26 protein-coding genes are annotated in these 23,842 nt (G+C 72.2%); 10 read left to right on the forward strand and 16 right to left on the reverse strand.

Translation table 11 applies throughout. The annotated features are described in order from the left end of the window. Nucleotides 1–34 precede the first annotated feature (34 nt). The 3 genes from M2283_RS16615 (at nt 35) to M2283_RS16625 (ending at nt 4,147) form a co-directional block, all read left to right on the forward strand. Nucleotides 35–1,567, forward strand: coding sequence for a S8 family peptidase (locus M2283_RS16615; protein WP_280877023.1), 1,533 nt, complete (start codon nt 35–37; stop codon nt 1,565–1,567). Nucleotides 1,568–1,609: 42 nt separating this feature from the next. After that, on the forward strand, nt 1,610–3,019 hold the full coding sequence (locus tag M2283_RS16620; RefSeq protein ID WP_280877024.1) for a CoA transferase: 1,410 nt from the start codon (nt 1,610–1,612) through the stop codon (nt 3,017–3,019). A gap of 117 nt (nt 3,020–3,136) precedes the next feature. After that, the gene (locus M2283_RS16625; RefSeq protein ID WP_280877025.1) at nt 3,137–4,147 is read left to right on the forward strand and encodes a CopD family protein; all 1,011 of its coding nucleotides are present in this window, start codon (nt 3,137–3,139) and stop codon (nt 4,145–4,147) included. Nucleotides 4,148–4,229: 82 nt separating this feature from the next. Here the strand turns inward: M2283_RS16625 and M2283_RS16630 are convergent, their stop codons facing one another. The 6 genes from M2283_RS16630 to M2283_RS16655 all read right to left on the reverse strand — a co-directional run bounded on the left by M2283_RS16630 (nt 4,230) and on the right by M2283_RS16655 (nt 10,451). Beyond that, nucleotides 4,230–5,276, reverse strand: a complete 1,047-nt coding sequence (locus M2283_RS16630) for a zinc-dependent alcohol dehydrogenase family protein (protein WP_280877026.1) — start codon at nt 5,274–5,276, stop codon at nt 4,230–4,232. A 144-nt stretch (nt 5,277–5,420) separates the two neighbouring features. Beyond that, nucleotides 5,421–6,164, reverse strand: coding sequence for a VIT1/CCC1 transporter family protein (locus M2283_RS16635; protein WP_280877027.1), 744 nt, complete (start codon nt 6,162–6,164; stop codon nt 5,421–5,423). Between the two features lie 36 nt (nt 6,165–6,200). Then, a complete protein-coding gene (locus M2283_RS16640; RefSeq protein WP_280877028.1) occupies nt 6,201–7,439 on the reverse strand; it encodes an amidohydrolase family protein in 1,239 nt (412 codons plus the stop codon). Further along, nucleotides 7,436–8,719, reverse strand: coding sequence for an amidohydrolase family protein (locus M2283_RS16645; RefSeq protein ID WP_280877029.1), 1,284 nt, complete (start codon nt 8,717–8,719; stop codon nt 7,436–7,438). The genes M2283_RS16640 and M2283_RS16645 overlap by 4 nt, the downstream gene beginning before the upstream one ends. A 50-nt stretch (nt 8,720–8,769) precedes the next feature. Then, on the reverse strand, nt 8,770–9,654 hold the full coding sequence (locus tag M2283_RS16650; RefSeq protein WP_280877030.1) for an SDR family NAD(P)-dependent oxidoreductase: 885 nt from the start codon (nt 9,652–9,654) through the stop codon (nt 8,770–8,772). Continuing rightward, nucleotides 9,654–10,451, reverse strand: a complete 798-nt coding sequence (locus M2283_RS16655) for an acetoacetate decarboxylase family protein (RefSeq protein WP_280877031.1) — start codon at nt 10,449–10,451, stop codon at nt 9,654–9,656. Before M2283_RS16655 ends, M2283_RS16650 begins: the two co-directional genes overlap by 1 nt. Nucleotides 10,452–10,645: 194 nt before the next feature. Here M2283_RS16655 and M2283_RS16660 point away from each other — a divergent pair, with 194 nt between their 5' ends. From M2283_RS16660 to M2283_RS16680, 5 genes are all read left to right on the forward strand, one after another. Continuing rightward, entirely contained in the window at nt 10,646–11,638 is a 993-nt protein-coding gene (locus M2283_RS16660; RefSeq protein ID WP_280877032.1) for a DEDDh family exonuclease, read from the forward strand. Nucleotides 11,639–11,718: 80 nt separating this feature from the next. Then, on the forward strand, nt 11,719–11,952 hold the full coding sequence (locus tag M2283_RS16665; protein WP_280877033.1) for a hypothetical protein: 234 nt from the start codon (nt 11,719–11,721) through the stop codon (nt 11,950–11,952). Nucleotides 11,953–12,000: 48 nt separating this feature from the next. Beyond that, nucleotides 12,001–12,792: an SURF1 family cytochrome oxidase biogenesis protein gene (locus M2283_RS16670; protein ID WP_280877034.1), complete on the forward strand. Its 792-nt coding sequence runs from the start codon at nt 12,001–12,003 to the stop codon at nt 12,790–12,792. A 70-nt stretch (nt 12,793–12,862) separates the two neighbouring features. Beyond that, complete coding sequence (locus M2283_RS16675) at nt 12,863–14,650, forward strand: glycoside hydrolase family 15 protein (protein ID WP_280877035.1); 1,788 nt, start codon at nt 12,863–12,865, stop codon at nt 14,648–14,650. 5 nt (nt 14,651–14,655) lie between these two features. Then, on the forward strand, nt 14,656–15,411 hold the full coding sequence (locus M2283_RS16680; RefSeq protein WP_280877036.1) for an SDR family oxidoreductase: 756 nt from the start codon (nt 14,656–14,658) through the stop codon (nt 15,409–15,411). A 22-nt stretch (nt 15,412–15,433) separates the two neighbouring features. On the opposite strand, the gene amaP is transcribed toward M2283_RS16680, so the two are convergent. Genes amaP through M2283_RS16705 form a run of 5 tightly spaced genes read right to left on the reverse strand, consistent with a single transcriptional unit; the run spans nt 15,434 to nt 17,789 of the window. Continuing rightward, nucleotides 15,434–16,012: an alkaline shock response membrane anchor protein AmaP gene (amaP, locus tag M2283_RS16685; protein ID WP_280877621.1), complete on the reverse strand. Its 579-nt coding sequence runs from the start codon at nt 16,010–16,012 to the stop codon at nt 15,434–15,436. A gap of 5 nt (nt 16,013–16,017) precedes the next feature. Beyond that, nucleotides 16,018–16,719, reverse strand: coding sequence for a DUF6286 domain-containing protein (locus M2283_RS16690; protein ID WP_280877037.1), 702 nt, complete (start codon nt 16,717–16,719; stop codon nt 16,018–16,020). Next, nucleotides 16,716–17,090, reverse strand: a complete 375-nt coding sequence (locus M2283_RS16695) for an Asp23/Gls24 family envelope stress response protein (protein WP_280877038.1) — start codon at nt 17,088–17,090, stop codon at nt 16,716–16,718. Before M2283_RS16695 ends, M2283_RS16690 begins: the two co-directional genes overlap by 4 nt. Before the next feature lie 5 nt (nt 17,091–17,095). Continuing rightward, complete coding sequence (locus tag M2283_RS16700; RefSeq protein WP_124002412.1) at nt 17,096–17,281, reverse strand: hypothetical protein; 186 nt, start codon at nt 17,279–17,281, stop codon at nt 17,096–17,098. A 28-nt stretch (nt 17,282–17,309) separates the two neighbouring features. Further along, entirely contained in the window at nt 17,310–17,789 is a 480-nt protein-coding gene (locus M2283_RS16705; RefSeq protein WP_280877039.1) for an Asp23/Gls24 family envelope stress response protein, read from the reverse strand. Between the two features lie 87 nt (nt 17,790–17,876). On the opposite strand from M2283_RS16705, the gene M2283_RS16710 reads away from it, so the two are divergent. Then, nucleotides 17,877–18,581 carry a nucleopolyhedrovirus P10 family protein gene (locus tag M2283_RS16710; protein WP_280877040.1) on the forward strand — a complete coding sequence of 235 codons (705 nt, stop codon included), beginning with the start codon at nt 17,877–17,879 and terminating at the stop codon, nt 18,579–18,581. 16 nt (nt 18,582–18,597) lie between these two features. Here M2283_RS16710 and M2283_RS16715 read toward each other — a convergent pair whose 3' ends face one another. The 5 genes from M2283_RS16715 to M2283_RS16735 form a co-directional block, all read right to left on the reverse strand. Next, nucleotides 18,598–19,401 carry an enoyl-CoA hydratase/isomerase family protein gene (locus tag M2283_RS16715; protein ID WP_280877041.1) on the reverse strand — a complete coding sequence of 268 codons (804 nt, stop codon included), beginning with the start codon at nt 19,399–19,401 and terminating at the stop codon, nt 18,598–18,600. Nucleotides 19,402–19,523: 122 nt separating this feature from the next. Further along, on the reverse strand, nt 19,524–19,745 hold the full coding sequence (locus M2283_RS16720; RefSeq protein WP_018533414.1) for a helix-turn-helix domain-containing protein: 222 nt from the start codon (nt 19,743–19,745) through the stop codon (nt 19,524–19,526). Nucleotides 19,746–20,094: 349 nt separating this feature from the next. Further along, nucleotides 20,095–21,693 (reverse strand): ABC-F family ATP-binding cassette domain-containing protein, encoded by a 1,599-nt coding sequence (locus M2283_RS16725; protein ID WP_280877042.1) that lies wholly within the window; start codon nt 21,691–21,693, stop codon nt 20,095–20,097. A gap of 90 nt (nt 21,694–21,783) precedes the next feature. Continuing rightward, nucleotides 21,784–22,014 (reverse strand): hypothetical protein, encoded by a 231-nt coding sequence (locus tag M2283_RS16730; RefSeq protein WP_280877043.1) that lies wholly within the window; start codon nt 22,012–22,014, stop codon nt 21,784–21,786. Between the two features lie 271 nt (nt 22,015–22,285). Continuing rightward, nucleotides 22,286–22,615: a hypothetical protein gene (locus tag M2283_RS16735; RefSeq protein WP_280877044.1), complete on the reverse strand. Its 330-nt coding sequence runs from the start codon at nt 22,613–22,615 to the stop codon at nt 22,286–22,288. A 230-nt stretch (nt 22,616–22,845) separates the two neighbouring features. Here M2283_RS16735 and ypfJ point away from each other — a divergent pair, with 230 nt between their 5' ends. Beyond that, complete coding sequence (gene ypfJ, locus M2283_RS16740) at nt 22,846–23,736, forward strand: KPN_02809 family neutral zinc metallopeptidase (protein WP_280877045.1); 891 nt, start codon at nt 22,846–22,848, stop codon at nt 23,734–23,736. Nucleotides 23,737–23,842: the final 106 nt, after the last annotated feature.

Consider the following 23,842-nt stretch of genomic DNA (forward strand, 5'->3'; position numbering starts at 1 on the left):
CGCCCTACCGCGAACGAACCGGAGAATCTGACACATGACAGCGCCTCACCCGCGCTACCGTCGCGCGCTCGCCGTCCCGCTGGGGATGGCCATGGCGACGGGCCTCGCGTTCCTGCCGAACGTCACCGCCGCCGCCGCGCCGGCCGCCACGGACACCCCGTCGGCCACCGTCCCGGCCGACGCGACCGCACTCAGCTATGTCGTCAACGTCCGTCCAGGACACGGCCCTTCGGCGCACGTGAAGAAGGCGATCGCCGCGGCCGGCGGCACGATCGTGACGTCGTACGACCGGATCGGCGTGATCGTCGTCCACTCCTCGAACGCCGACTTCGCGAAGACCGTCCGCAAGGTGCGCGGGGTCGAGTCGGCGGGCAACACCCGCAACGCGCCGCTGCCCGCCCAGTCGACGAACGACGAGGGCACGCCCAAGGCGCTCACCGCCGACGAGCTGGCGGACGTCCAGGCCGCCGACGGGCAGGACCCGCTGGAGCCCCTGCAGTGGGACCTGGCCGCCATCAAGGCGGACAAGGCGCACGAGAAGTCGCTGGGCAGCAGGAAGGTCACCGTCGCCGTGATCGACACCGGCGTCGACGACACCCACCCCGACATCGCGCCGAACTTCGACCGCCAGGCCTCGGTCAACTGTGTGACGGGCAAGCCGGACACCACCGACGGCGCCTGGCGGCCGAGCGCCGCGGAGAGCCCGCACGGCACGCACGTGGCGGGCGAGATCGCCGCCGCGAAGAACGGCGTCGGCATGACGGGCGTCGCGCCCGGGGTGAAGGTCGCCGGCATCAAGGTGTCCACGACCGCCGGCTACTTCTACACGGAGGCCGTGGTCTGCGGCTTCGTGTGGGCGGCCGAGCACGGCGTCGACGTCACGAACAACAGCTATTACACCGACCCGTGGTACTTCAACTGCACCGACGACCCGGACCAGAAGGCGCTCGTCGACGCCGTCACCCGGGCCTCGCGGTACGCGGAGAAGAAGGGCACGGTCAACGTCGCGGCGGCCGGCAACGAGAACTACGACCTCGCCGCCGACGAGATCACCGACCCGGTGTCCCCGAACGACGGCACGCCCTCGGACCGGGTGATCGACCCGTCCGAGTGCTTCGACATACCGACCCAGCTGCCGGGTGTCGTGACGGTGGCGGCCACGGGCGCGAAGGGCATCAAGTCGTCCTTCTCCAACTACGGCCTCGGCACCATCGACGTCGCCGCACCCGGCGGCGACTCGACCGCCTTCCAGCCCCCGGCCCCGCCGGCCACCAGCGGCTCGATCCTGGGCACGCTGCCCGGCGGCAAGTGGGGCTACATGTCCGGTACGTCGATGGCGTCGCCCCATGTCGCCGCGGTGGCCGCATTGATCAAGTCAACCCATCCGCACGCCTCCCCCGCCCTGGTCAAGGCGCTCCTGTACGCCGAGGCCGACGCCACGGCGTGCACGGACCCGTACGACATCAACGGCGACGGCAAGGTCGACGCGGTGTGCGAGGGGTCGAAGAACCGCAACGGCTTCTACGGCTGGGGCACCGTGAACGCACTGGACGCGGTGACGAGGTAGCACCTATCCATATTGATTCAGTCAATACTGCATAGTGCAGTCATGACTGGATTGACGTTCGCATGGTCCGCGCTGGGCGGCGATCCCGCCCTGCTCCCGCGGGTGTCGACCGTGGTGCGGGAGGGCGCTCTCCAAGGGCGCCTTCCCGTACAGAAGTTGGCGCCGGCCTGCGTCGGAGCGTGCGCGCTGGCCGCGGCCGAGCTGGCGGCACGGCGGACCGGGACGACGAACGTGCCCGAGGTCCGGATGGACGACGGGGCCGTAGCGACGGCGTTCGTCAGTGAACGGCACCTCCTCGTCGACGGCCGCGCACCGGAGACCTTCGCGCCCCTGTCACGCTTCTGGCGGACCTCGGACGGCTGGGTGCGCACGCACGCGAACTATCCGCACCACCGGGCCCGGCTGCTGGACGCGCTGGGCGTGCCGGAGGACGTCGACGCCGTGGCGGCGGCGCTCGCCGAGCGGTCCTCGGTGGAGGTCGAGGAGGCCGTGTACGCGGCCGGGGGCCTGGCCGTCGCCCTGCGCACGACGAAGGAGTGGGCCGCGCACGAGCAGGCGATCGCGGTGGCTACGCGCCCTCTGGTCGAGCGCGAGCGGCTCGACACCGCCCACGCGCGCGTGCTCGCCCCGATCACCAGGACCCCCTCACTGCCGGTGTCGGGTACTCCCCTGCTGCCCGCCGCAGGACTGCGCGTCCTCGACCTGACCCGGGTCATCGCAGGCCCGGTGGCCACCCGCACGCTCGCCCTGCTCGGCGCCGACGTGCTGCGCGTGGACGCCCCGCAGCTGCCCGAACTCCCCGACCAGCACGCCGACACGGGCTTCGGGAAACGGTCGGCGCGGCTGGACCTGGCCGCCGACCGACGCGCCTTCGAGGAGCTGCTCGCGGCGGCGGACGTGGTGGTCACCGGGTACCGGCCGGGCGCCCTCGACCGGTTCGGCCTGTCGCCCGAGGCGCTCGCCGAACGGCGGCCCGGGGTGGTCGTGGCGCAGTTGTCGGCGTGGGGCGCCTACGGGCCCTGGCGCGGGCGGCGGGGCTTCGACAGCCTGGTGCAGGTCGCCACCGGGATCGCCGCGCTGGAGGGCTCGGTGGAGCGGCCGGGTGCGCTGCCCGCGCAGGCGCTGGACCACGGGACGGGCTATCTGCTGGCGGCGGCCGTGCTGCGGGCACTGACCGAGCAGTCGTACGAGGGCGGGAGTCGGTGCGTGCGGTTGTCGCTCGCGCGAACGGCCGAGTGGCTCGTGAACGGCGTCGAGGCGGGTGACGCCGAGGATGCCGGGGACGCCGGGGGTGTCCTCCCGTACAGCGGCCCGGAAGCCTGGCTCGCCGAGACGGACAGCGCGCTCGGGCGGCTGCGTTACGCCAGGTCGCCGGTGTCCTTCGCGGGCGGGCCGGTCGACTGGGCCCGGCCTCCGGTGCCCTGGGGGACGGACCCGGCGCGGTGGGTCTGACCCACCGGCGGTTACGAGTCCGGGGGCGACCGAAAACGTACCCATCGGCCGAATGTCGTACCGCCAGTTGTTTTACTGCAGTTGCCCGGTTCTGCGACGGCTGGTGAAGATCATGAGGTGACCTTGATACGACCTACGTCCGAGGTGGCCGACGCGAGCGGGCCGGTACGGCGTCCCGGTGTCGGCCGGGCCGTCGCCGTCCTCCTCCTCGTGACGCTCGCCGCGCTCGTACCGCTGCTCGGCCCGTCCGCCGCGCTGCACGGCACCGGCGAGGCCGCCGCGCCCGGCGCCGGGGGCATCGGACTGCTGCGGGCGGTGCTGTTCGCCGCGCTGTGCGTGCAGGTGGGCGAGGTGTTCGTGAACCGACTGGCCCGGCGGCTGCCCGGCGCCCCCGGGGACGCGCCCCGCAGCTGGGCCCCGTACGCGGCCGGCGCCGGTTTCCTCGCCGCGCTGGGCCTGGCCTCGGTCGTCGCCACCGGCAACCTGGTGCCGCACAGCCTCGCCGAGATCGACGTCGGCGGCCTCTACGCCTCCCGTGACGGCAAGCTCGCCCTGGTCGAGGTCAACGCCTTCCTGGTGGCCGCCCTGTGTGCCCGTTCGCCCCGTCCGCTGACCCAGCTGTGGCCGCCGGCCGCGGTGGTCGTGGCGGAGGCCCTGCGCGCCCACCCCTCGACCGAGCACAATCCTCTGCTCGGGTCCGGGCTGACGCTGGTCCACCTCACGTGCGCGACGCTGTGGGTGGGCGGCCTGCTGCACGCGCTGCGGACGCTGCGGCGGTGGGGACCCGGTGCGCCGGGCGCTGGCCTCTTGGGGCTCTACGCGCGCGTGGCGGCCGTACTGCTCGCCGCCATCACGGCGACCGGGGTGTGGAGTTCGCTGCGCCGCATGCCCTCGCACACGATCCTGGACCAGCTGACGACGACGGCCTACGGCCGCGCCCTGCTCGCCAAGGTGATCCTCGTGGCCGCCGTCGCCGTACTCGCCCTGTGGGCGCGGAGCCGGCTGCGCCGTGCCGCCGACCCGCTGACCGCCTGTTCGCCCGCGCGGGCGGAGGTCGTCGCCCTGGGGGTGGTGGTCGCGCTGTCGGGGCTGCTCACGGCACTGCCGCTGCCGATCCGCTGGTCGTGACCCTGATGCGTTGATGCCTTGATGTCCTGACGCGGAGTGCTGATGCTCCGGTCAAGTGTTGACTGTCGCTGCCGAGGGTTGATCAACCGTTGGTGACGAGCACCTTCAGCGCCGTCCGCTCGTCCATCGCCTTGTAGCCGTCGGGAACGCCCTCGATCCCGACCGTCAGGTCGAAGACGGGCGAGGCGTCGACCGTGCCGTCCAGGACGTCGGGCAGCAGCTCGGGGATGTACGCGCGGACCGGCGCGACACCGCCGCGCAGCGCGATGTTCCGGTCGAACATGACGCCGAGGTCGAGACCGGTGCCGCTGCCGTGCGGCACGCCGACGTAGCCGATCGCGCCACCGTCCCGCGTGATGCCGACGGCCGTACGCATGGACTGCTCAGTGCCGACGGCCTCGATGACCGCGTGCGCGCCCTGTCCGCGCGTGAGTTGGCATACGGCCTCGACGGCCGCCTCACCGCGTTCCGCGACGACGTCGGTGGCGCCGAAGCGGCGCGCGATGTCGGTGCGGACCTCGTGCCGGCCGAGCGCGATGATCCGCTCAGCGCCGAGCCGCTTGGCGGCGAGCACCGCGCACAGGCCGACGGCTCCGTCGCCGACGACGGCGACGGTGGCGCCCGGGCGGACGCCCGCGCCGAGGGCCGCGTGGTGGCCGGTGCCCAGGACGTCGGAGAGGGTCAGCAGGGCGGACAGCAGGTGCTCGTCGGAGGCCGCCTCCTTGGGCAGTTGGACGAGGGTCCCGTCGGCGAACGGCACGCGCACGGCCTCGCCCTGGCCGCCGTCGTAGCCGACCGCGCCCCAGAAGCCGCCGTGCTCGCAGGAGGTGGTCAGGCCCTCACGGCAGTAGTCGCAGACGCCGTCGGACCACATGAAGGGCGCGACCACGAGGTCACCGTTCCGCACGGTGCCCACCTCGGAGCCGGTCGCCTCGACCACACCGAGGAACTCGTGCCCGATCCGCTGCCCCGGCTGCCGGGCCGACTCGCCGCGGTAGGCCCACAGATCGCTGCCGCAGATACAGGCGCGCAGCACCCGCACCACGGCGTCGGTGGGCAGCTGCACGATCGGCTCGGGCACGTCCTCCACGCGCATGTCGAACGGGGCGTGGATGGTGGTGGCGCGCATGGCGAGGGTCCCTCTCGTGCGGGTGTGCGGTGCGTGCGCCCGGGGGGTGGTCGGGCGCACTTCACGGTACGCCGACCGGGTGGTACGCCGCGCACCGAGGGGCCCCGACCAGCGGTTACACCCTCGTGGTGCGCTCTCCCGCGGTCACACTCCCGCCGCCCCCAGCAGCGTCCCGACCGCGTAGGTGACCCCCATCGCGAGCGCCCCGCCCACGACGTTGCGCAGCACGGCCCGGCCAGGCTCGGCGCCGCCCGTCCGCGCGCTGCTCCAGCCGGTGAGGACGAGGGCCGCCAGGACGGAGACGACGGTGACCAGGAGCCGCCAGCCGGCCGGCGGCAGCACGATCGCGAGGAGCGGCAGCAGCGCCCCCACGGTGAACGCCAGAAAGCTCGCCCACGCCGCGTGCCACGGATTGGTCAGCTCGTCGGGGTCGATGCCGAGCTCCACGCGTGCGTGCGCGTTGAGCGCGTCGCGTTCCGTGAGCTGGACGGCCGCCTCACGGGCCACCTCGCGGGTCAGGCCCCGGCCCTCCAGCAGTTCCGTCAGCTCCTCCAGCTCGGCCTCCGGCTGGTCGCGCAACTCGCGTTTCTCGTAGGCCAGGGCGGCCATCTCCGAGTCGCGCTGGGTGGAGACGGACACGTACTCGCCCGCGGCCATCGACATCGACCCGGCGAGCAGGCCCGCGAGGCCCGCCGTGAGCAGCGCGGCGCGGTCGTCGGTCGCGCCGGCCACGCCGACGACGAGACCCGCGGTGGACACGATGCCGTCGTTGGCCCCCAGGACCGCGGCCCGCAGCCAGTTGAGCCGCGAGCCGAGCGCACCACCATGTGCCTCGTCGTGCGCCTTGTCGGGCCCTTCGTCGTTCGAGCCGTTCGTTGGTTCCGTCACACGGGGAGGATGTCACCCGGGGTCACGCCCGACCCGTCACCACACCCGCACCGACGCCCCCTTGGCGAACACCGGGCTCGTCGCGTCCGCCGGCGGTTCGGCGAGCGGTTCCGCGATCTCCTCGACCGTCGGTCCCACCTTGGCCGCGATCGCGTCGAGTTGGTCGAGATCGAAGCCGTACACGCGGGCCGCGTTGCCGCCCACCATCGCCGCGACCTCCTCGCGGGGCACGCGCGCGTAGGCACAGCGCAGGCCTTCGCGGGAGTACGGGTGGGTGCCCTCGTCGTGCGGGTAGTCGCTGCCCCACATGATCTTGTCGACGCCGATACGGTCCCGTAGCGGCACCTCGTGGGGGCGCATGAAGCTGGCACCGACGAAGCAGTTGTCGCGCCACACCTCGGAGGGCGCCTTGCCCATGCGGTCGGCGAGTCCCGCGCCGAACTTGGACTCCGCGGTGGACGCCTTCGTCGCGGCCCTGACCAGCCGCCCGTGGTAGTAGTCCAGCATGTCGAGCACTCCGGGGATCCAGCCGGAGCCCTGCTCGGTGAGGACCAGCCGGAGGTCCGGGTGGCGGCGGAAGGCGCCGCCGAAGACCAGGTGCCACAGCGCGCGGTGCGAGAACCACGTCGTCTCCACCATGAAGACCGCCCGGGCCGCCGGTTCCTCGCCCAGCGGCGGGGAGGCCGAGCCGGCGTGGTGGTTCACGGGGACGCCCAGTTCCGCGCAGACGGCCCAGATCGGGTCGTACGCCGAGGAGTACAGCTCGGGCAGGCCGGAGCCCGGCGGGGTGCCGGGCAGCAGCAGGCCGCCCGTGAGGCCCGCCGCGACCGCCCACCGGATCTCCCGTACCGCCTCCTCGACGTCGTTGAGGAGGATCTGGAAGACGCCCGCGCGGCGGCCCGGTGCCGCCGCGCAGAAGTCGGCCAACCAGCGGTTGTGGGCACGCAGTCCGGCCCACCGTCGATCGAGGTCGTCGGTGGTCGGGGCGGGCGCCATCAGGGAGGCGGACGGGAAGAACGGCGGGATGGTGTTGGGGAAGACGACCTCGGCGACGATCCCGTCCTCCTCCAACTCCGCGATCCGGCGCCGGGAGTTCCAGTTCCTGTCGGCCGTGTCGGCGAGCAGGTCCTCGTACGGGTTGACGTAGGTGGCCGCCCACGCGTCGAACTCGTCGTGGAGGCGCTTCTCCAAGTAGGGCTTGTAGTCGAGGAGATCGGCGCCCGCGTGGCAGTCCGCCGAGATGACCGTGTACCGCTCCTCGCTCGTGGAGCTCACGGCGTCACCCCCAGGACGGGGAAGTCGTGGTCGGTCAGCCAGTGTCGGCCCACCTCGCGCGAGCGCGCCCAGGACGCTGTCACGGCCGCCTGGTCGTCGGGCTGGCCGAGGTCGGCCGGGGTGGGGCCGATGCGCTGGGCCAGCGGGGTCAGCTTGCCCACGTCGAAGCCGAAGGCGTCGGCCGCCGCCAGGCCCAGCATGCGGCGGGTCTCGTCGACCGGGATGTCGTGGAAGGTGCGCGTCAGCCACGCGCGCGTGTCGGGCCAGGTGCCCTCGGGATGCGGGAAGTCGCTGCCCCAGAGGATGTTGTCGACGCCGATCTCGTACCGCTGGGCCAGTTCACGGCGCTTGGTGTTGGTGGCGCAGATGAAGACCTGGCGGTCGAGGTACTCGTGCGGCGGCCGGGTCAGCTCCGCGAAGGGTGACAGCTTCTTGCCGCCGTGCGCGCCCAGGTAGAGGCGGTCCATGAACCAGAGGAGGTTGGGCAGCCACCAGCAACCCGACTCCGCCACCCCGAACTTGAGGCCCGGATGCCGTTCGAAGACGCCCGACCAGAGCAGGAACCAGAGCGGCCTGGCGGGCCACCAGGTGACCTCGGAGACGTAGATCCCGAGGTGGTCGCCGTACTCGTGCCGCGGGGCCGCCCCGGAGTGCGTCAGGACCGGCATCGCGCACTCGGCGGCGGCCGCCCACACCGGGTCGTAACGGCGGTCGTGGTAGGGCTCCTTGTCGACCCACATGGACGGGATCATCAGAGCGCCGAGCCCGGACTCCTTGGCCCGGTGGATCTCCGCGACGACCTGCTCCGTGGGCGCCGTCACCGGCAACAGCGCGACTCCGCAGTGCCGTTCGGGGTTCTCGGAGACGAAGTCGGCGAGCCAGCGGTTGTGCGCCTGCGCGCCCGCCATGCCCAACTCGGGATCCTGGTCGCCGGAGAGGCCGAGGCCCACGCCGAAGGGCGCCGCCGTCTGGCTGTCCACGGCGTCGGCGTCCGGGAAGACGACCTCGGCGGCCACCCCGTCGCCGTCCAGCTCCTTGAGGCGCTGCGCGGTGTCCCAACCCCCGCGCAGGCCCTCCTCGTTGTCCTGGAACCACTTGGTCGCGAACGCCTCGTTGCGGATGCCGAGCCGGGTCATCTCCTCCCGGCGCCGCTCACGCCCGGCGAGGAAGTCGTCGAAGTCCCGGTGGAAACGGGCGTCCAGATAGGGCCGGTACTCCTCGGTGGGCAGCCCGGCGTGGCAGTCGGAGGAGATGATCAGGTACGGGTCCTGGCCGGTCACGACGACCCTCCTCAATCAAGTCGATCAATTCGACAGTCAAGTTGATCAAGTCAGTCCAGAATGAAGCTTTCGAGGTACGACGGGTTCACCCGGTCGAGCATCGACTGAGCCCGCGCCCGGATCTGCGCGTCACTGCGCTCGCTCTCGGGCAGCAGCCAGAAGCGGTCCGCGCGGATGCCCTCGACGACGAGGTCGGCGACCTCCTCGACCGGCGTGAACTCGACCTCTCGGCCCGCCGCCTTCATCGCGGTCTCCCACTGGTCGAGGCTGCGGTACGGGGTTCTGCGGGGGCGTTCCTTGGCGTACCGGACGGGCCGGTTGCGGTGCGACTCCCACAGGCCCGTGCGCAGCATGTGCGGTCCCGGGAAGAGGACGGAGGCGCCCACGCGCGCGTGCTCCGCCTTGAGATGGGCGTACAGGGACTCGGTCAGCGTGACGACGGCCGCCTTGGTGACGGCGTACACGGAGGCGGTGGGCAGTGGGGCGATGCCGCCGTCGCCGGAGGACGTGTTGACGACATGACCGGGTTGACCCGACTTGATCATCCTCGGCACGAACGCCTGGACGCCGTGGAAGACGCCCCACACATTGACGGCGAAGGCCCACTGCCAGTCGTTCGGTTCGTGCTCCCACATCCGGCCCTCGGCCCCTGAGCCGACGCCTGCGTTGTTGCACAGCACATGGACGGCGCCGTACGTCTCGTACGCCGACTCGGCCAGATCCAGCACCTGTTGGCGCTCCCCGACGTCCACCACGCGTGCGTGCACTTCGGCGCCGTCGTCCCGCAGCAGAGCCGCCGCCTTGTCGAGGGCGCCCTGCTCGACGTCGGCGAGGACCACCTTCAGCCCGTCGGCCGCGAACCGCCGGGCCATCGCCAGCCCGATCCCGCTCGCGGCCCCAGTGACGACGGCGACCTGTCCGGCCCGCAGCTCCATCAGACGCTCCCCTCGGGCGGGCCGTCCAGGATCTGGCGGGAGTCGTCGTAGCGCTGGTGGATGTACGGCAACAGGGCCTGCGCGTCGACCCGTTCGACGACCCTGCCGCGCTGGTCGCTGGTCTTCTCGCCGAGGGTGATCTCGACGAGCCGGCGCACGGGCAGGTCGGCCACCGGGTCGTACATCGACTCGCGCAGGACGACGTCCCCGGTGACCCGCTCCAGCTTGCGCACCTTCTCGTGGCGCACACAGTGCACGAGCACCGGCTCGGCGTCGAAGCCCGAACCGTCCACCCCGGGAAGGAACTTGAAGTAGAAGTCGGTCTTCTGACCGGGCTCGGGCAGGGGCAGCCGCTCGGTGACCGCGCCGCGCACCTCCACGAAGGCGATGCCGTGCCGGGCCAGCGAGGCGCGCACCACGAGACCCTCGCGTTCGACGACGACCTCGCCGAGCTTCTTGGGTTCGCCGAAGACCTCACGGCCGCCGATGAGGGCGCGCTCGTGGGTCATCGGCATGACGAGCGGGTACCAGCCCTCGACGCCGTCGTGCGCCGCCGCGACCGCGAACGAGCCCGCGCCCAGCGGGTATCCGGGCAGTTGGACCTTGCTGATGTTCACCCGGACCAGGGGCCGCCCGGTGGGCTTCAGCGGCGGTGGCAGCACCGCGGCGACCGCGTCCGGGTCGCTCTCCCAGAGGGCCACCACTCCGGTGGACCAGATGTCGGGGAGCTTCGCGCTCGCTGTGCGCGCGGCGGCGATCTCCGCCTCGGTCCGTGCGCCGTACCGTACGCGTGCCATCCGCCGTACCGCCCTTCCGTCGACCGTCACACGCCGGGCGGGCAGCACGCTTGCACCGGGCGGCGAAAAGGTCCATAGCCGTGGGCGCAGACGTTCGGGGCGTCGGCCGTGCTCGAACACGTGGGCCCGGCAGGGGAGCTGACGGACAGGGGGCCGGACGGGAGTGTCAGTCGCGGCCCGTATCCTCAGGGACCATGCTCGATGACCAGACGACCGCAGTGTCCTCCCCCACTTCGTGGCCGTCCGCGTATCCCCAGGGGTACGCGGTCGTCGACGTGGAGACCACGGGCCTGGCCCGGGACGACCGGATAATCTCGGCGGCCGTCTACCGGCTGGACGCGCGCGGCGAGGTCGAGGACCACTGGTACACGCTGGTCAATCCGGAGCGCGATCCGGGCCCGGTGTGGATCCACGGTCTGACGAGTGACGTACTGGAGGGCGCGCCCCTCTTCGAGGACATCGCCGAGGAGTTCTCGACCCGCCTTGAGGGTCGGGTGCTCGTCGCGCACAACGCGGTCTTCGACTGGCAGATGATCGCCCGGGAGTACGCGCGTGCCCGGCGGGAGGCGCCGGTGCGGCAGCGGCTGTGCACGATCGTGCTCTCCAAGGAACTGCGGCTGCCGCTGCCCAACCACAAGCTGGCGACGCTGGCCGCGCACTTCGGCGTCGTGCAGCGGCGGGCGCACCACGCGCTGGACGACGCGCGCGTGCTGGCGGAGGCGTTCCGGCCGAGCCTGCTGGCCGCGGCGGCAGAGGGCGTCCGGCTGCCGCTGCACGAGTGCCGGCCGCTGACCGAGTGGACGGACCGGCCCGCGGCGGTGATCGGACAGCAGGCGGGCGGCGGGTACGGCAGCTACCGGCCGACGAGCTGGCGCCCCGCGCGCAAGCGGCCCGCGTGCCCGTATCCCAACCCCGGCCGCTACGAGGACGGCAAGCCGCTCAAGCAGGGCATGCGGGTGGCGTTCTCCGGGGACACCTCGATCGAGCGCGATCTGCTGGAGGACCGCGCGGTCGAGGCCGGGCTGCACATCGCCACGAGCCTGTCCCGGCTGACCAGCCTGCTCGTCACGAACGACCCGGACTCGGGCACCTCGAAGGTGGTCAAGGCCCGGCAGTTCGGCACGCCGGTCGTCGACGAGGCGGCGTTCGGACAGCTGCTGCGGGACGTGGCGGACGCCGACGGGTGAGCCGTGCGGACGGGTGATTGCCACGCGACGCGCCCGCCGCCCGCTCGCCCGCGCGGCGGTGACGGCTCACCCTGTGGCGCATGGCGAGATGTGAAGTATGCGGCAATGACTACGGCATGTCCTTCGAGGTGCACGCGCAGGGCGCGATCCACGTCTTCGACTGCTTCTCCTGCGCGATCCACCGCATGGCACCCCTCTGCGAGCACTGTCGGGTGCAGATCATCGGGCAGGGCGTCGAGGTCGAGGGCCACTGGTACTGCGGCGGCCACTGCGCCCGCGCCGAGGGGAGGGCCGGCATCGTCGACAAGGTCTGACCACACCCCTGCGAGAGCACCCCACGGCCCGAGTTGTACGGTCGTGGGGTGTACCGCTTCCTGATGACCCGGCAGTGGGTGATCCTCACCCTGATCGCCCTGCTCCTGATCCCCACGATGATCAGGCTGGGCATCTGGCAGATGCACCGCTACGAGATGCGCACCGCCCGCAACGACCTGGTCTCCGAAGCCCTGCACGCCGAGCCGGTCCCCGTGGAGCGGGTGACGACCGCCGGCCACGCCGTGACCCGCACCGAGAAGTACCGCACCGTCACCGCGACCGGCACCTTCGACACCGCGGACGAGGTCGTCGTGCGGCGGCGCACCAACTCCGACGACGAGGTCGGCTTCCACGTCCTGACCCCGTTCGTCCTCACGGACGGCAAGGTGCTGCTGGTCAACCGCGGCTGGATCCCCGCGAACGGAATCCAGACCGCCTACCCCAAGGTGCCAGCGCCGCCCAAGGGCCACGTCACCATCAAGGGGCGGCTGATGGCCGACGAGACGACCGCGGCCAGCGGCATCAAGGACCTCAAGGGCCTGCCGGACCGCCAGATCATGCTGATCAACAGCGAGGAGCAGGCCCGCCGGCTCGGCAAGGAGGTGCTCGGCGGCTACATCCAGCAGACCGCGCCCGAGCCGAAGGGCGGCAGCCCGGAGCAGATCTCCGACCCGGGCAGCGAGGACGCCCCGCTGAACTACGCGTACATGATCCAGTGGTGGCTGTTCGCCGCCGCCGTCCCGGTGGGCTGGTGGTTCCTCGTACGGCGCGAGGTCCGCGACCGCGCGGAGGCGGCCGCCAAGGAGAGCGTGCCGGAGGCGGAACCCGCCGCGGTGTAGCCGCGGGCCCCGTCACTCCCCCGGCCCTCCGGCTTGATTGCCACGCCCTCTCGCCGGGAACCCGCACCCCGTGCACCCCCGTATCGAGGACTACGCGCTCATCGGCGACGAGCAGACCGCCGCCCTCATCGGCAGGGACGGCTCGGTCGACTGGCTGTGTCTGCCCCGCTTCGACTCGGCCGCCTGTTTCGCCAGACTGCTGGGCGACGAGGACAACGGCCACTGGCGCGTCGCCCCCAAGGACGTCGACGGCCCCTGCACCCGGCGCTCCTACCGTCCGGGGACGCTCGTCCTGGACACCGAGTGGGAGACCGACGAGGGGACGGTCCGGGTCACCGACCTGATGCCGCAGCGCGACCGCGCCCCCGACCTCGTACGCATCGTCGAGGGCGTCAGCGGGCGCGTGACCATGCGCAGCACCCTGCGGCTGCGCTTCGACTACGGCTCGGTCATGCCGTGGGTGCGCAAGGTGCACGGCCATCGGGTGGCCATCGCCGGACCGGACTCGGCGTGGCTGCGCAGCCAACCCCCCGTCCAGACCTGGGGCGAGGACTTCAGCACGCTGTCGGAGTTCACCGTCGAGGCGGGCGAGAAGGTCGCGTTCGTCCTCACCTGGCACCCCTCGCACGAGCGCCGCCCGAAGCTGATCGACCCCTACGAGTCGCTGCGCGTCAGCCTCGCCGACTGGCAGGCCTGGGCGGACCGCTGCCGCTACGACGGCCCCCACCGGGACGCCGTACTGCGCTCCCTGATCACCCTCAAGGCGCTGACGTACGCGCCGACCGGCGGCATCGTGGCCGCGCCCACGACGTCCCTGCCCGAGGAGCTGGGCGGTGTCCGGAACTGGGACTACCGCTTCTGCTGGCTGCGGGACTCCACCCTCACCCTCGGCGCGCTGCTGTCGGCCGGTTATCAGGAGGAGGCCGAGGCCTGGCGGAAGTGGCTGCTGCGCGCGGTCGCGGGCGACCCGGCGGACCTGCAGATCATGTACGGCCTGGCGGGCGAGCGCCGGCTGCCCGAGTTCGAGCTGCCGTGGCTGTCCGGCTTCGCCGACTCGGCGCCCGTACGGATCGGCAACGGCGCGGTCGACCAGCTTCAGTTGGACGTGTACGGCGAGGTCATGGACTCGCTGTGGCTGGCCCGGCATGCGGGCCTGGCCACGAAGTCGCACATGTGGGCGCTCCAGCGCACCCTGATGGAGTTCCTGGAGACCGCCTGGCGGCAGCCCGACGAGGGGCTGTGGGAGGTGCGCGGCGGCCGGCGCCACTTCGTCCACTCCAAGGTGATGATCTGGGTGGCCGCCGACCGTGCCGTGCGCACACTGGAGGAGGACCCCGAACTCCCCGGCGACCTGGACGCCTGGCGCGCGATGCGGGACGAGGTCCACCGCGAGGTGTGCGAGAAGGGCTACGACCCCGCGCGGAACACGTTCACCCAGTCCTACGGCTCGGTCGAACTCGACGCCTCGCTCCTGCTCATCCCCCGCGTCGGCTTCCTGCCGCCCGACGACCCGCGCGTGATCGGCACCGTCGACGCGGTCCGCGCCGAACTCGGCCACGACGGCTTCATGCGCCGCTACAGCGCCGAGGAGTCGCCGGTCGACGGCCTGCCGGGCGGCGAGGGCACCTTCCTGGTGTGCTCGTTCTGGCTCGCGGACGCGCTGCATCTGACGGGCCGTACGAAGGAGGCCCGGGAGCTGTTCGAACGGCTGGTGGGGCTCGCCAACGACGTGGGGCTGCTGGCCGAGGAGTACGACCCGGCCTCCGGCCGCCTGCTCGGCAACTTCCCGCAGGCCTTCAGCCACATCGGTCTGGTGAGCACCGCCCTCGCCCTGTTCGGGGACGAGGGGGCAGGATAGGGGCCATGGATCTTGGACTGAAGGACCGGGTGTACGTCGTCACCGGGGCCACCCGCGGCCTCGGCAACGCCACCGCGCGCGAACTCGTCGCGGACGGCGCGAAGGTGGTCGTCACGGGGCGGGACGAGAAGCGGGCCGCCGAGGCGGCGACCGAGCTGGGGCCCGACGCGGCCGGGGTCGGCGTCGACAACTCCGAGGCGGACGCGGCCGAGCGGCTGATCGCGTTCGCGCGGGAGCGGTTCGGGCGGTTCGACGGGATTCTCATCAGCGTGGGCGGCCCGCCGGCCGGCTTCGTCGCCGACACCACGGACGAGCAGTGGCAGACGGCGTTCGAGTCGGTGTTCCTGGGCGCGGTCCGGCTGGCCCGCGCCGCTGCCGCGGAGCTGCCGGAGGGCGGTGTCATCGGTTTCGTACTGTCCACGTCGGTGCACGAGCCGATCCCGGGACTGACGATCTCCAACGCGCTGCGGCCGGGCCTCGCCGGCTTCGCGAAGTCGCTCGCGGACGAGCTGGGGCCGCGGGGCATCCGGGTCGTGGGGCTGCTGCCGGCCCGGATCGACACGGACCGCGTGCGCGAGCTGGACGCGCTGTCGGCGGACCCGGCGGCCACCCGGGCCGCCAACGAGTCGCGGATTCCGCTGCGCCGCTACGGGCGGCCCGAGGAGTTCGGACGGGCCGCCGCGTTCTTCCTGTCGCCGGCCGCTTCCTATCTGACCGGGGTCATGCTGCCGGTGGACGGGGGTATGCGGCACGGGTTCTGAGTGCCGCATACCGAACGGTGCTTCAACTGACCCGTTCCGCCCGGTGCTTGACCGCGCTCAGGCGGACCTCGGTCGGCAGCTTCTCCAGGCCCGCCGAGTCGCGGGCGTGGGTCAGGGCCTCGTCCGTGAGGTGGTGGAGGGCGGTCTCCGGGTCCACGTGCGGCTCCAGGAGGAGCTGTACGCGGGCCTGGGGTGCCGTCCGGGTGCCGGTGAGGTGGACGTGGGCGTGGGCCACGCCGTCCGGGTTGCTCGCGTCGCCCGCGAGCACGCCCTCCAGGGCCCGGCCCCGCAGCAGCGCGCCCTCCCCGTCGCCGGTGTCGACGAGGACCTCGGCGAGCCGGTGGCGGCGCAGGTTGGCGGTGATCCACCACAGGGCCAGCAGCACGAGGACGGCGAGCACGGCGATGACGGTCGGCCACCACCAGCCGGAGTCCCGCCAACGGGCGCGGTCGGTATCGCTGAGCAGCACGTCGTGACGGCCGTCGTGGATCCACCAGGAGGGCGGCCGCACGCCCAGTCCGACGGCGAGCACGGAGCCGCCGAGGACGACCAGGACGAGCCCGACCAGGCCGACGAGTACGCGGTTGACGATCCTGAGCATCGTGGTCATCCCTTCTTCCCGGGGCGCCGTACGTGCACCGACAGGAGCGGCGTGCGGGCCAGCCCCAGACCCTTGACCGCCTCGTCGAGGGCGGTGTCCAGGTCGTCGTGCACGTCGTCCAGTTCGCGGAAGTGGGAGACGGCGTACACGTCGGCGCGGGTACGGCGCACGCGCACGCGTGCCGACTGGACGCCGGCGACCTCCATGGCGCGGTCGCGCAGGACCAGGGCGGCGGCGTTGCGGTGCAGTCCGGCGCTCACGTCGGCGTGCGCACGCCGCATCGGCAGCACCGCGCGCAGGCCGGGCGTGGCGGCGAGGGCGATCAGCCAGAGGCCGAGGGCCGCGGCGACGCCGGCGCCGACGAGCACCGCGGTGTCGTCCAGGGGGCGTTCGGCGAGTTGGCCGGCCAGTTCGCGGCGCCAGTGCATGGCGGGCCGATCCGCGCGTACTGCTGCGATGTCGTAGAGGAAGAGGCCTGTCACGGCCAGGAGGAGCAGGGCTACGACGGTCGCGGGGACGCGCCGTGCCGACCAGAAGCGGCCCTGACCGCCGCCCTTGCCGACGACGGCCTCCTTGCCCGTGTCCTCGCCGTCGGGCAGGGGTGGTGGCCAGTGCTCGGCCGCCGAACCGTCGCCCTCGGGTGCCCTCTCGATCACCGGTAGTCGCTGTGTGGTGCCTTCGCCCTCGGAGCCCTGGGGCTCGCTCATCGCGTCCTCCCCTGTCCCGCGCCGTATAGGGGTGCTGGATGCAGCCGTTCCACGTGCACGGCGACCTCGGGCACCTCCATGTCCACCAACGCGACTACCCGCTCGACCACCTTGTGACGCACATCCGCGCATCGGGTCCCGATGTCGCTCGGATAGTCGAGTTCGACGTGCACGCGTACGTGGGCGACGTTGTGGCGAACCACGACGGTGGCGTGCGGGGACACGGCGTCCGCCGGCAGCGGGCCGAGGGCCTCGCGGGCCGCCTGGGCGGCGATCTTCGAGACCACCCGGTCGGCGATCCGGGTCGCCCCGCGCTCACCCGGCGGGAGCGCCGCCCGACCGCTGCCGGGAGACTCGGTCCCCGCGCTCATGGACGTCACCGCCGCCGGTCGTCACGCGTGCGGAAGAAGTCCCCGATCTCCAGGTCCCCCTCCAGGAACCGGCCGACGACGAAACCGATCGCGCCCAGGGCTGCCACCAGGAGGAAGGCCCCGAAGCCACCGAAGTATCCGGCGAATCCCAGTGCCATCCCGGCGATCATGCCCACCACGGCCATGCTCATGGTGTTCTCCTCCGCTCGTCCGCCCCCGTCACTGGATCCGGGGTTCCGGCTCGTCGTCGTCTTCGTCCGGCAGCTTCACGTCACTCACGGCGATGTTGACCTCGACGACCTCGAGGCCGGTCATCCGCTCCACCGCGGCGACGACGTTCTCGCGCACGGCCCGTGCGACGTCGGCGATCGACACGCCGTATTCGACGACGATCTCCAGGTCGAGCGCCGTCTGCACCTCGCCGACCTCGGCCTTCACCCCGCGACTCACCGACTTGGAGCCACCGGGCACCCGGTCGCGCACCGCCCCGAAGGTCCGGCTGAGGCCGCTGCCCATCGCGTGGACGCCCAGGACGTCACGCGCGGCGAGCCCGGCGATCTTCTCCACCACGCCGTCGGCGATGGTCGTCCGCCCGCGCGACGCCGGGTCGCCGCCGCCGCGTTTGGTGGGCTTGCGGGTCTGCACCTGGCCCGCGTTCTCCGCGGCCTGCACCCGGGCCTGCTCCGTCATGTCGGTCATGGCCGTACGTCCCTTCCGGTCGTCGTCCTTCGACCACCGTATGTGGGGTTGCGCCACCGCGCCCCGGGGATGCGGCAGGCTGGGGCAATGACGGCGGATCAGTGGGCGCACGCGGTACGACATCGGCTCGGGCTCGGCAGACTGCTGCCCCTGGGCGGTCCGCGCGACGGCGCGTGGATCACGGAGGAGGCGGCCGGGGCGGTGCTGCGACGCGCGGCCGGGGGCCTGTGCGGGGTACGGCTGGAGGCGCTGCGGATCGCGCTCGCCGATCCGGAGGAGGCCGACAGTGCCGTACCGCCGCCGCCCAGTGCGCTGCCGCCCGGTCCGCTGAAGGTGACGGCGGAGTTCGCGGCCACGGCGGCCCAGGCGCTGCCGACGGCGGCGGACCGGCTGCGTGAGGCGCTGGCGACCGCGGCGACCCAGCGGCTGGGCCTGACGGTCGTGGAGGTGGATCTGCGGGTCACGGCCCTGCTGGACGAGGAGCCGGAGCCCGCGCCGCAGCAGGAGCCGTCCGTACCGGCGGCGCCGGAGCCCTCGGGCGGGGACGAGGAACGCGTGGCCGCGGCCGCCCTGGCCGTCGCGGGGGTGGTCGGCCTGACCCGGGGCCTGGGCCGGGCGGTGCACATCGAGGAGCGGCGGGAGGAAGGGGCGCTGGCGCACCGCCACGTGCGCGTGGAGCTCGCCGTCCGCACGGACCGGCGGGCACTGGAGGTGGCCCTGGAGGTCCGTGCGGCGGTGTCCGGGGCGCTGCCCGATCACCCGACGGTGGCGGTATTGGTGACGGCGGCCTGAGACGGCCCGTGCGGGGCTATTCGCCGAGGCCGGCGAGGTCCCGCAGCCGACGTGCCTGCGCGGCCCGCTCGGCGGCGCGCTGATCGTCGTAGGACCGGCCCTGCGCCCCGCGCAGCAGCGCCTTGGTCTCGATGACGGCGTCCCGGGGCGCGCCCAGGAGAGCGGACGCCAGGTCCTGTACGGCGGCGTCGAGCTGGTCGCCGGGCACGGCGAGGTTGGCGAGCCCGATGGTGACGGACTCCTCGGCCGGTACGGCCCGTCCGGTCGCGCAGATCTCCAGCGCGCGGGCGTAGCCGACCAGGCTGAGCAGCGGATACGTGCCCGTCAGGTCCGGCACCAGGCCGAGGCTGGTCTCGCGCATGGCGAACTGCACGTCGTCCGCGACGACGCGCAGGTCACAGGCGAGGGCGAGCTGGAAGCCCGCGCCGATGGCATGTCCCTGTACGGCGGCGATGGAGACGATGTCGCTCCGGCGCCACCAGGTGAAGCCCTCCTGGAACTCGGCGATGCTCGCGTCGAGTTCACCGTCGCCGCTGCGCGCGAGATCGATGAACGTCGGCTCGCCCTCGATGCCTTCGGGCGTGAACATCTGCCGGTCGAGGCCGGCGGAGAAGGAACGGCCCTCGGCGCGCAGCACGACGACCCGGACCGACCCCGGCAGCTGACGCCCGGCTTCGGCGAGCGCGCGCCACAGCGCGGGGCTCTGCGCGTTGCGCTTGGCCGGGTTGGTCAGCGTCACCGTGGCGATCGCGTCGTCGACGGTGAGCCGTACGCCGTCCTTGTCGAGTACCGGACCGAGGTCCTGGGCGGGCGAAGCCAATGGGTGCCTCCGATGAGTGCGGTCAGCAGAGCAAACTACTAGCTAAGTGACTGCACAGTAACCACCCGGTCGGTCAGCTGACCGACCGGGTGGCCACCATCGAAGCGATGGACCGCCCGGAGTCAGGACGCGGCGGCTTTTTTGCCTCGTGTCGCCCCGCCACGCCCACGAAGCGTGACGCCCGACTCACTGAGCATCCGGTGCACGAAGCCATACGAGCGGCCGGTCTCTTCGGCCAGCGCCCGAATGCTCGCACCGGAGTCGTACTTCTTTTTCAGGTCTGCCGCGAGCTTGTCGCGCGCGGCGCCGGTTACCCGGCTGCCCTTCTTCAGAGTCTCGGCCACCCGTGCCTCCTCATGGGAAGTGCGCTCTGGTCTCCTCATGATCACCCCTCCGGGCCTTCATGGCCACCCATTCGGCAAGGTCGGTGAGACAGGGTTTTGACGACAGGAGTGCGTCCACACAAGGGGAATCTGTGATTCCACACAGTCGCGTTCGTACCGCCGAACGGGTTATTTCGCGAAGTGCCAGGTCAGGGACGTGCGACGGCCGAGCCCTTGTCGATAAAGGACTCGGCCGCGAAATCGATGTAGGACACACTTCGGTACGAGGAGATCTCACACAGATGGTGGATCACGGATCGGCCGAATGATCCATACGCAGTGGATCACGCCTTCGATCAAGCCAGAGCGATCAGGCCAGGGCGACGAGGTCCGCGTAGTCGGCGCCCCACAGGTCCTCGACGCCGTCCGGCAGCAGGATGATCCGCTCCGGCTGCAGCGCCTCGACGGCTCCCTCGTCGTGGGTGACGAGGACGACGGCGCCCTTGTAGGTGCGCAGCGCGCCGAGGATCTCCTCGCGGGAGGCGGGGTCGAGGTTGTTCGTGGGCTCGTCGAGGAGCAGGACGTTCGCGGACGACACCACCAGGGTGGCGAGCGCGAGCCGGGTCTTCTCGCCGCCGGACAGGACACTGGCGGGCTTGTCGACGTCGTCGCCGGAGAACAGGAACGAGCCGAGCGTCTTGCGGACCTCGACCAGGTCCAGGTCGGGGGCGGCGGAGCGCATGTTCTCCAGGACCGTGCGCTCGGGGTCGAGGGTCTCGTGCTCCTGCGCGTAGTAGCCGAGCTTGAGGCCGTGGCCCTCGATGACCTCGCCGGTGTCGGGCTGCTCGGCGCCGCCGAGCAGGCGCAGGAGGGTCGTCTTGCCCGCGCCGTTCAGACCGAGGATGACGACGCGGGAGCCCTTGTCGATGGCCAGGTCGACGTCGGTGAAGATCTCCAGCGAGCCGTAGGACTTCGACAGGCCCTCGGCCATGAGCGGGGTCTTGCCGCAGGGCGCGGGCTCCGGGAAGCGCAGCTTGGCGACCTTGTCGGAGACGCGTACCGCCTCAAGCCCGGACAGCAGCCGGTCGGCCCGCTTGGCCATGTTCTGCGCGGCGACCGTCTTGGTGGCCTTGGCGCGCATCTTGTCGGCCTGCGAGTGCAGGGCGGCGGCCTTCTTCTCGGCGTTCTGCCGCTCGCGCTTGCGGCGCTTCTCGTCGGCCTCGCGCTGCTGCTGGTAGAGCCGCCAGCCCATGTTGTAGACGTCGATCTGGGCGCGGTTGGCGTCCAGGTAGAACACCTTGTTGACGACCGTCTCGACCAGGTCGACGTCGTGGGAGATCACGATGAAGCCGCCGCGGTAGGTCTTCAGGTAGTCGCGCAGCCAGACGATCGAGTCCGCGTCGAGGTGGTTGGTGGGCTCGTCGAGCAGCAGCGTGTCCGCGTCGGAGAACAGGATCCGGGCCAGCTCGATACGGCGCCGCTGACCACCGGAGAGCGTATGCAGCGGCTGGCCGAGCACGCGGTCGGGCAGGTTGAGCGCGGCGGCGATGGTGGCCGCCTCGGCCTCGGCCGAGTACCCGCCCTTGGTGAGGAACTCGGTCTCCTGGCGCTCGTACTGCCGCAGGGCCTTCTCACGGGTGGCACCGCTGCCGTTGGCGATCCGCTGCTCGTTGTCGCGCATCTTGCGGATCAGTGCGTCCAGGCCGCGCGCGGACAGGACGCGGTCGCGGGCGAGGACGTCGAGGTCGCCGGTGCGGGGGTCCTGGGGGAGGTAGCCGACCTCGCCGGAGCGGGTGACAGTGCCGCCCGCGGGGACGCCCTCGCCGGCCAGGACCTTGGTCAGCGTGGTCTTGCCGGCGCCGTTGCGACCGACCAGACCGATGCGGTCGCCCTTGGCGATACGGAAGGTGGCGGACTCGATGAGGACGCGGGCACCGGCTCGCAGCTCGATACCGGAGGCGGAGATCACGGACAGACTCCAGGCGGGAAGAGGTTGACGATGGGCGGCTGAGGACGTTCCCGCCGTCTAATGCGCGAGGAGAAGGGCCATGGGACAAGTCTAACGGGGCCGTGCAAGCACTTTTTCTGCGTTCGCGTGTTCGGGCCGCTTCCCCGGCAGCCCGTTGCCCAGCGGCGTGCGGCCCGGGGTGATCCGCCCCAGGTCGTCGACCGCGATGAGCTGCGCCGTCCAGTCGGCGTCCGCCGCACAGGGCTGGGCGACGAGCAGCACACGTGCGTGACGTACGGCACGTCCGGGCTCGAAGGCGCATCCTTCGTTGGCGGGCAGCACCCAGCGCAGATCGCCGTCGGCGATGCGGTACGCGGAGATACGCGACGGGGTGACGACGGCGAGGTTGCCCCGGCCGAGGGGGCGGAGGACGCCGGTGCCGCCCTGGGTGGGGAGCCAGGTGCCGGTGGCGGGGAGGGAGCGGTGCCAGCGGATGGAGGGGCGGTGGGGGCGGCGGTATCCACGCCGGTGCCAGTGGTCGAGCCGGTGGTCGTGTCCGTGACCAGTCCGTCGTCCCAGAGTGCGATCGCGTCTTCGCGCGCGTGGAGCACGGTCAGAGGGCGACGGCCGTCCCGCGTGTAACGCCAGTGGAGCTCGCCGGAGTGGGGGTCGTACGCCTCGACGGCGGACCGTGGATGCCGAGGGCCGGTGTGGCGGCGGAACGGTGGGCGGGCTGGGGCTCCACGCGTTCGTGGAGCGTGAGGTGGTCGCCGTAGGGAGCGGGGCGCAGTTGGTGGGCGGTGAGGAGGGCCGTCGCGAGGAGGAGCGCGAGGGCCAGGGGGCGCAGGCGGCGGGAGCCCTCGGTAGAGGTGGACGGCGGAGGAGGTGGGGTCGGCGCGATGTCGGCCGTCTCCGTCACCTCGACGGCCTGCAGTACGACCACCACGCCCCCTCGGAACCCTGCCCGACACCCGGCCCGGCCTCTGCGACGGCCGCTTCCCGCGGATCCGGCAGAGCGTGGCCACGCGTGCGTGCGGCGCACCCGGCGCGCCGTCGGGACACGGCGGGTGGGCCGGGACGCGTCCCCCGTTCGGCCGCGGGCCCGGCGCCGGGCCCGTGGTGGCGGGCGAGGATGGCGGCAGGGGGACGACGTACGCAGAGGGTGGTGCCCCCGTGCAGTTCGACGACGACGCCCAGTTGGACACCTCCGAGGTGCAGGACGTGCGCGGCAGCCGGATCCCGGGCGGCAGGGCGACCGTGGGCGGCGGCCTCGCCGGTCTGATCGCGCTGCTCCTCGGGCTCTTCTTCGGGGTCGGTCCTGACAACCTCGGGCTCTCCTCCGGTTCCGACCAGCCCGCGGCGACGGCCTCCTCGCTCGCGCAGGTCCAGCAGACCTGCCGTACCGGACAGGACGCGAACGCCAAGGACGACTGCCGGATGGTGGCGGTGGTCAACAGCGTGCAGGACTTCTGGGACCAGGAGTTCGCGCGGCGAAGCGCGAGGTACACGCGGTCCCCCACGGTGTTCTTCAGTCAGCAGATCGGGACCGCGTGCGGGACGGCGACCAGCGCGGTCGGGCCGTTCTACTGTCCTGGCGACCGGAAGGTCTATCTGGACCTGGGGTTCTTCGACGAGCTGCGGTCGAAGTTCGGCGCGAGCGGCGGGGCGTTCGCGCAGGCGTACGTCGTCGCGCACGAGTACGGGCACCACGTGCAGGACCTGATGGGCACGCTGAGCCGGTCCCAGGACGGGCGGACGGGCGCGAACAGCAACGCGGTGAAGGTGGAGCTGCAGGCCGACTGCTACGCCGGGGTATGGGCGCACCACGCGACCACGACCAAGGACGAGTCGACCGGGCGGCCGCTGATCACCAGCCTCACGAACGCCGACATCCGGGACGGGCTGGACGCGGCGGCGGCCGTGGGCGACGACCGGATCCAGGAGCGGTTCCAGGGCCGGGTGACGCCGGAGACCTGGACGCACGGGTCGGCGCAGCAGCGGCAGCAGTGGTTCGACCAGGGATACCGCAGCGGGGACATGGCGCAGTGCAACACCTTCCGCTGAGCCGGCGCGCTCCCCACGCTCCCCCTGCAGCCTGAGCCGGCATTCCCCCTTGTCGGGGCCGTTGTCAGTGGTCACTGCGAGACTGGGTCGTGACTGAGTTTCCGGC

The sequence above is a fragment of the Streptomyces pseudovenezuelae genome (assembly GCF_029892565.1).
GTDB lineage: Bacteria > Actinomycetota > Actinomycetes > Streptomycetales > Streptomycetaceae > Streptomyces > Streptomyces pseudovenezuelae_A.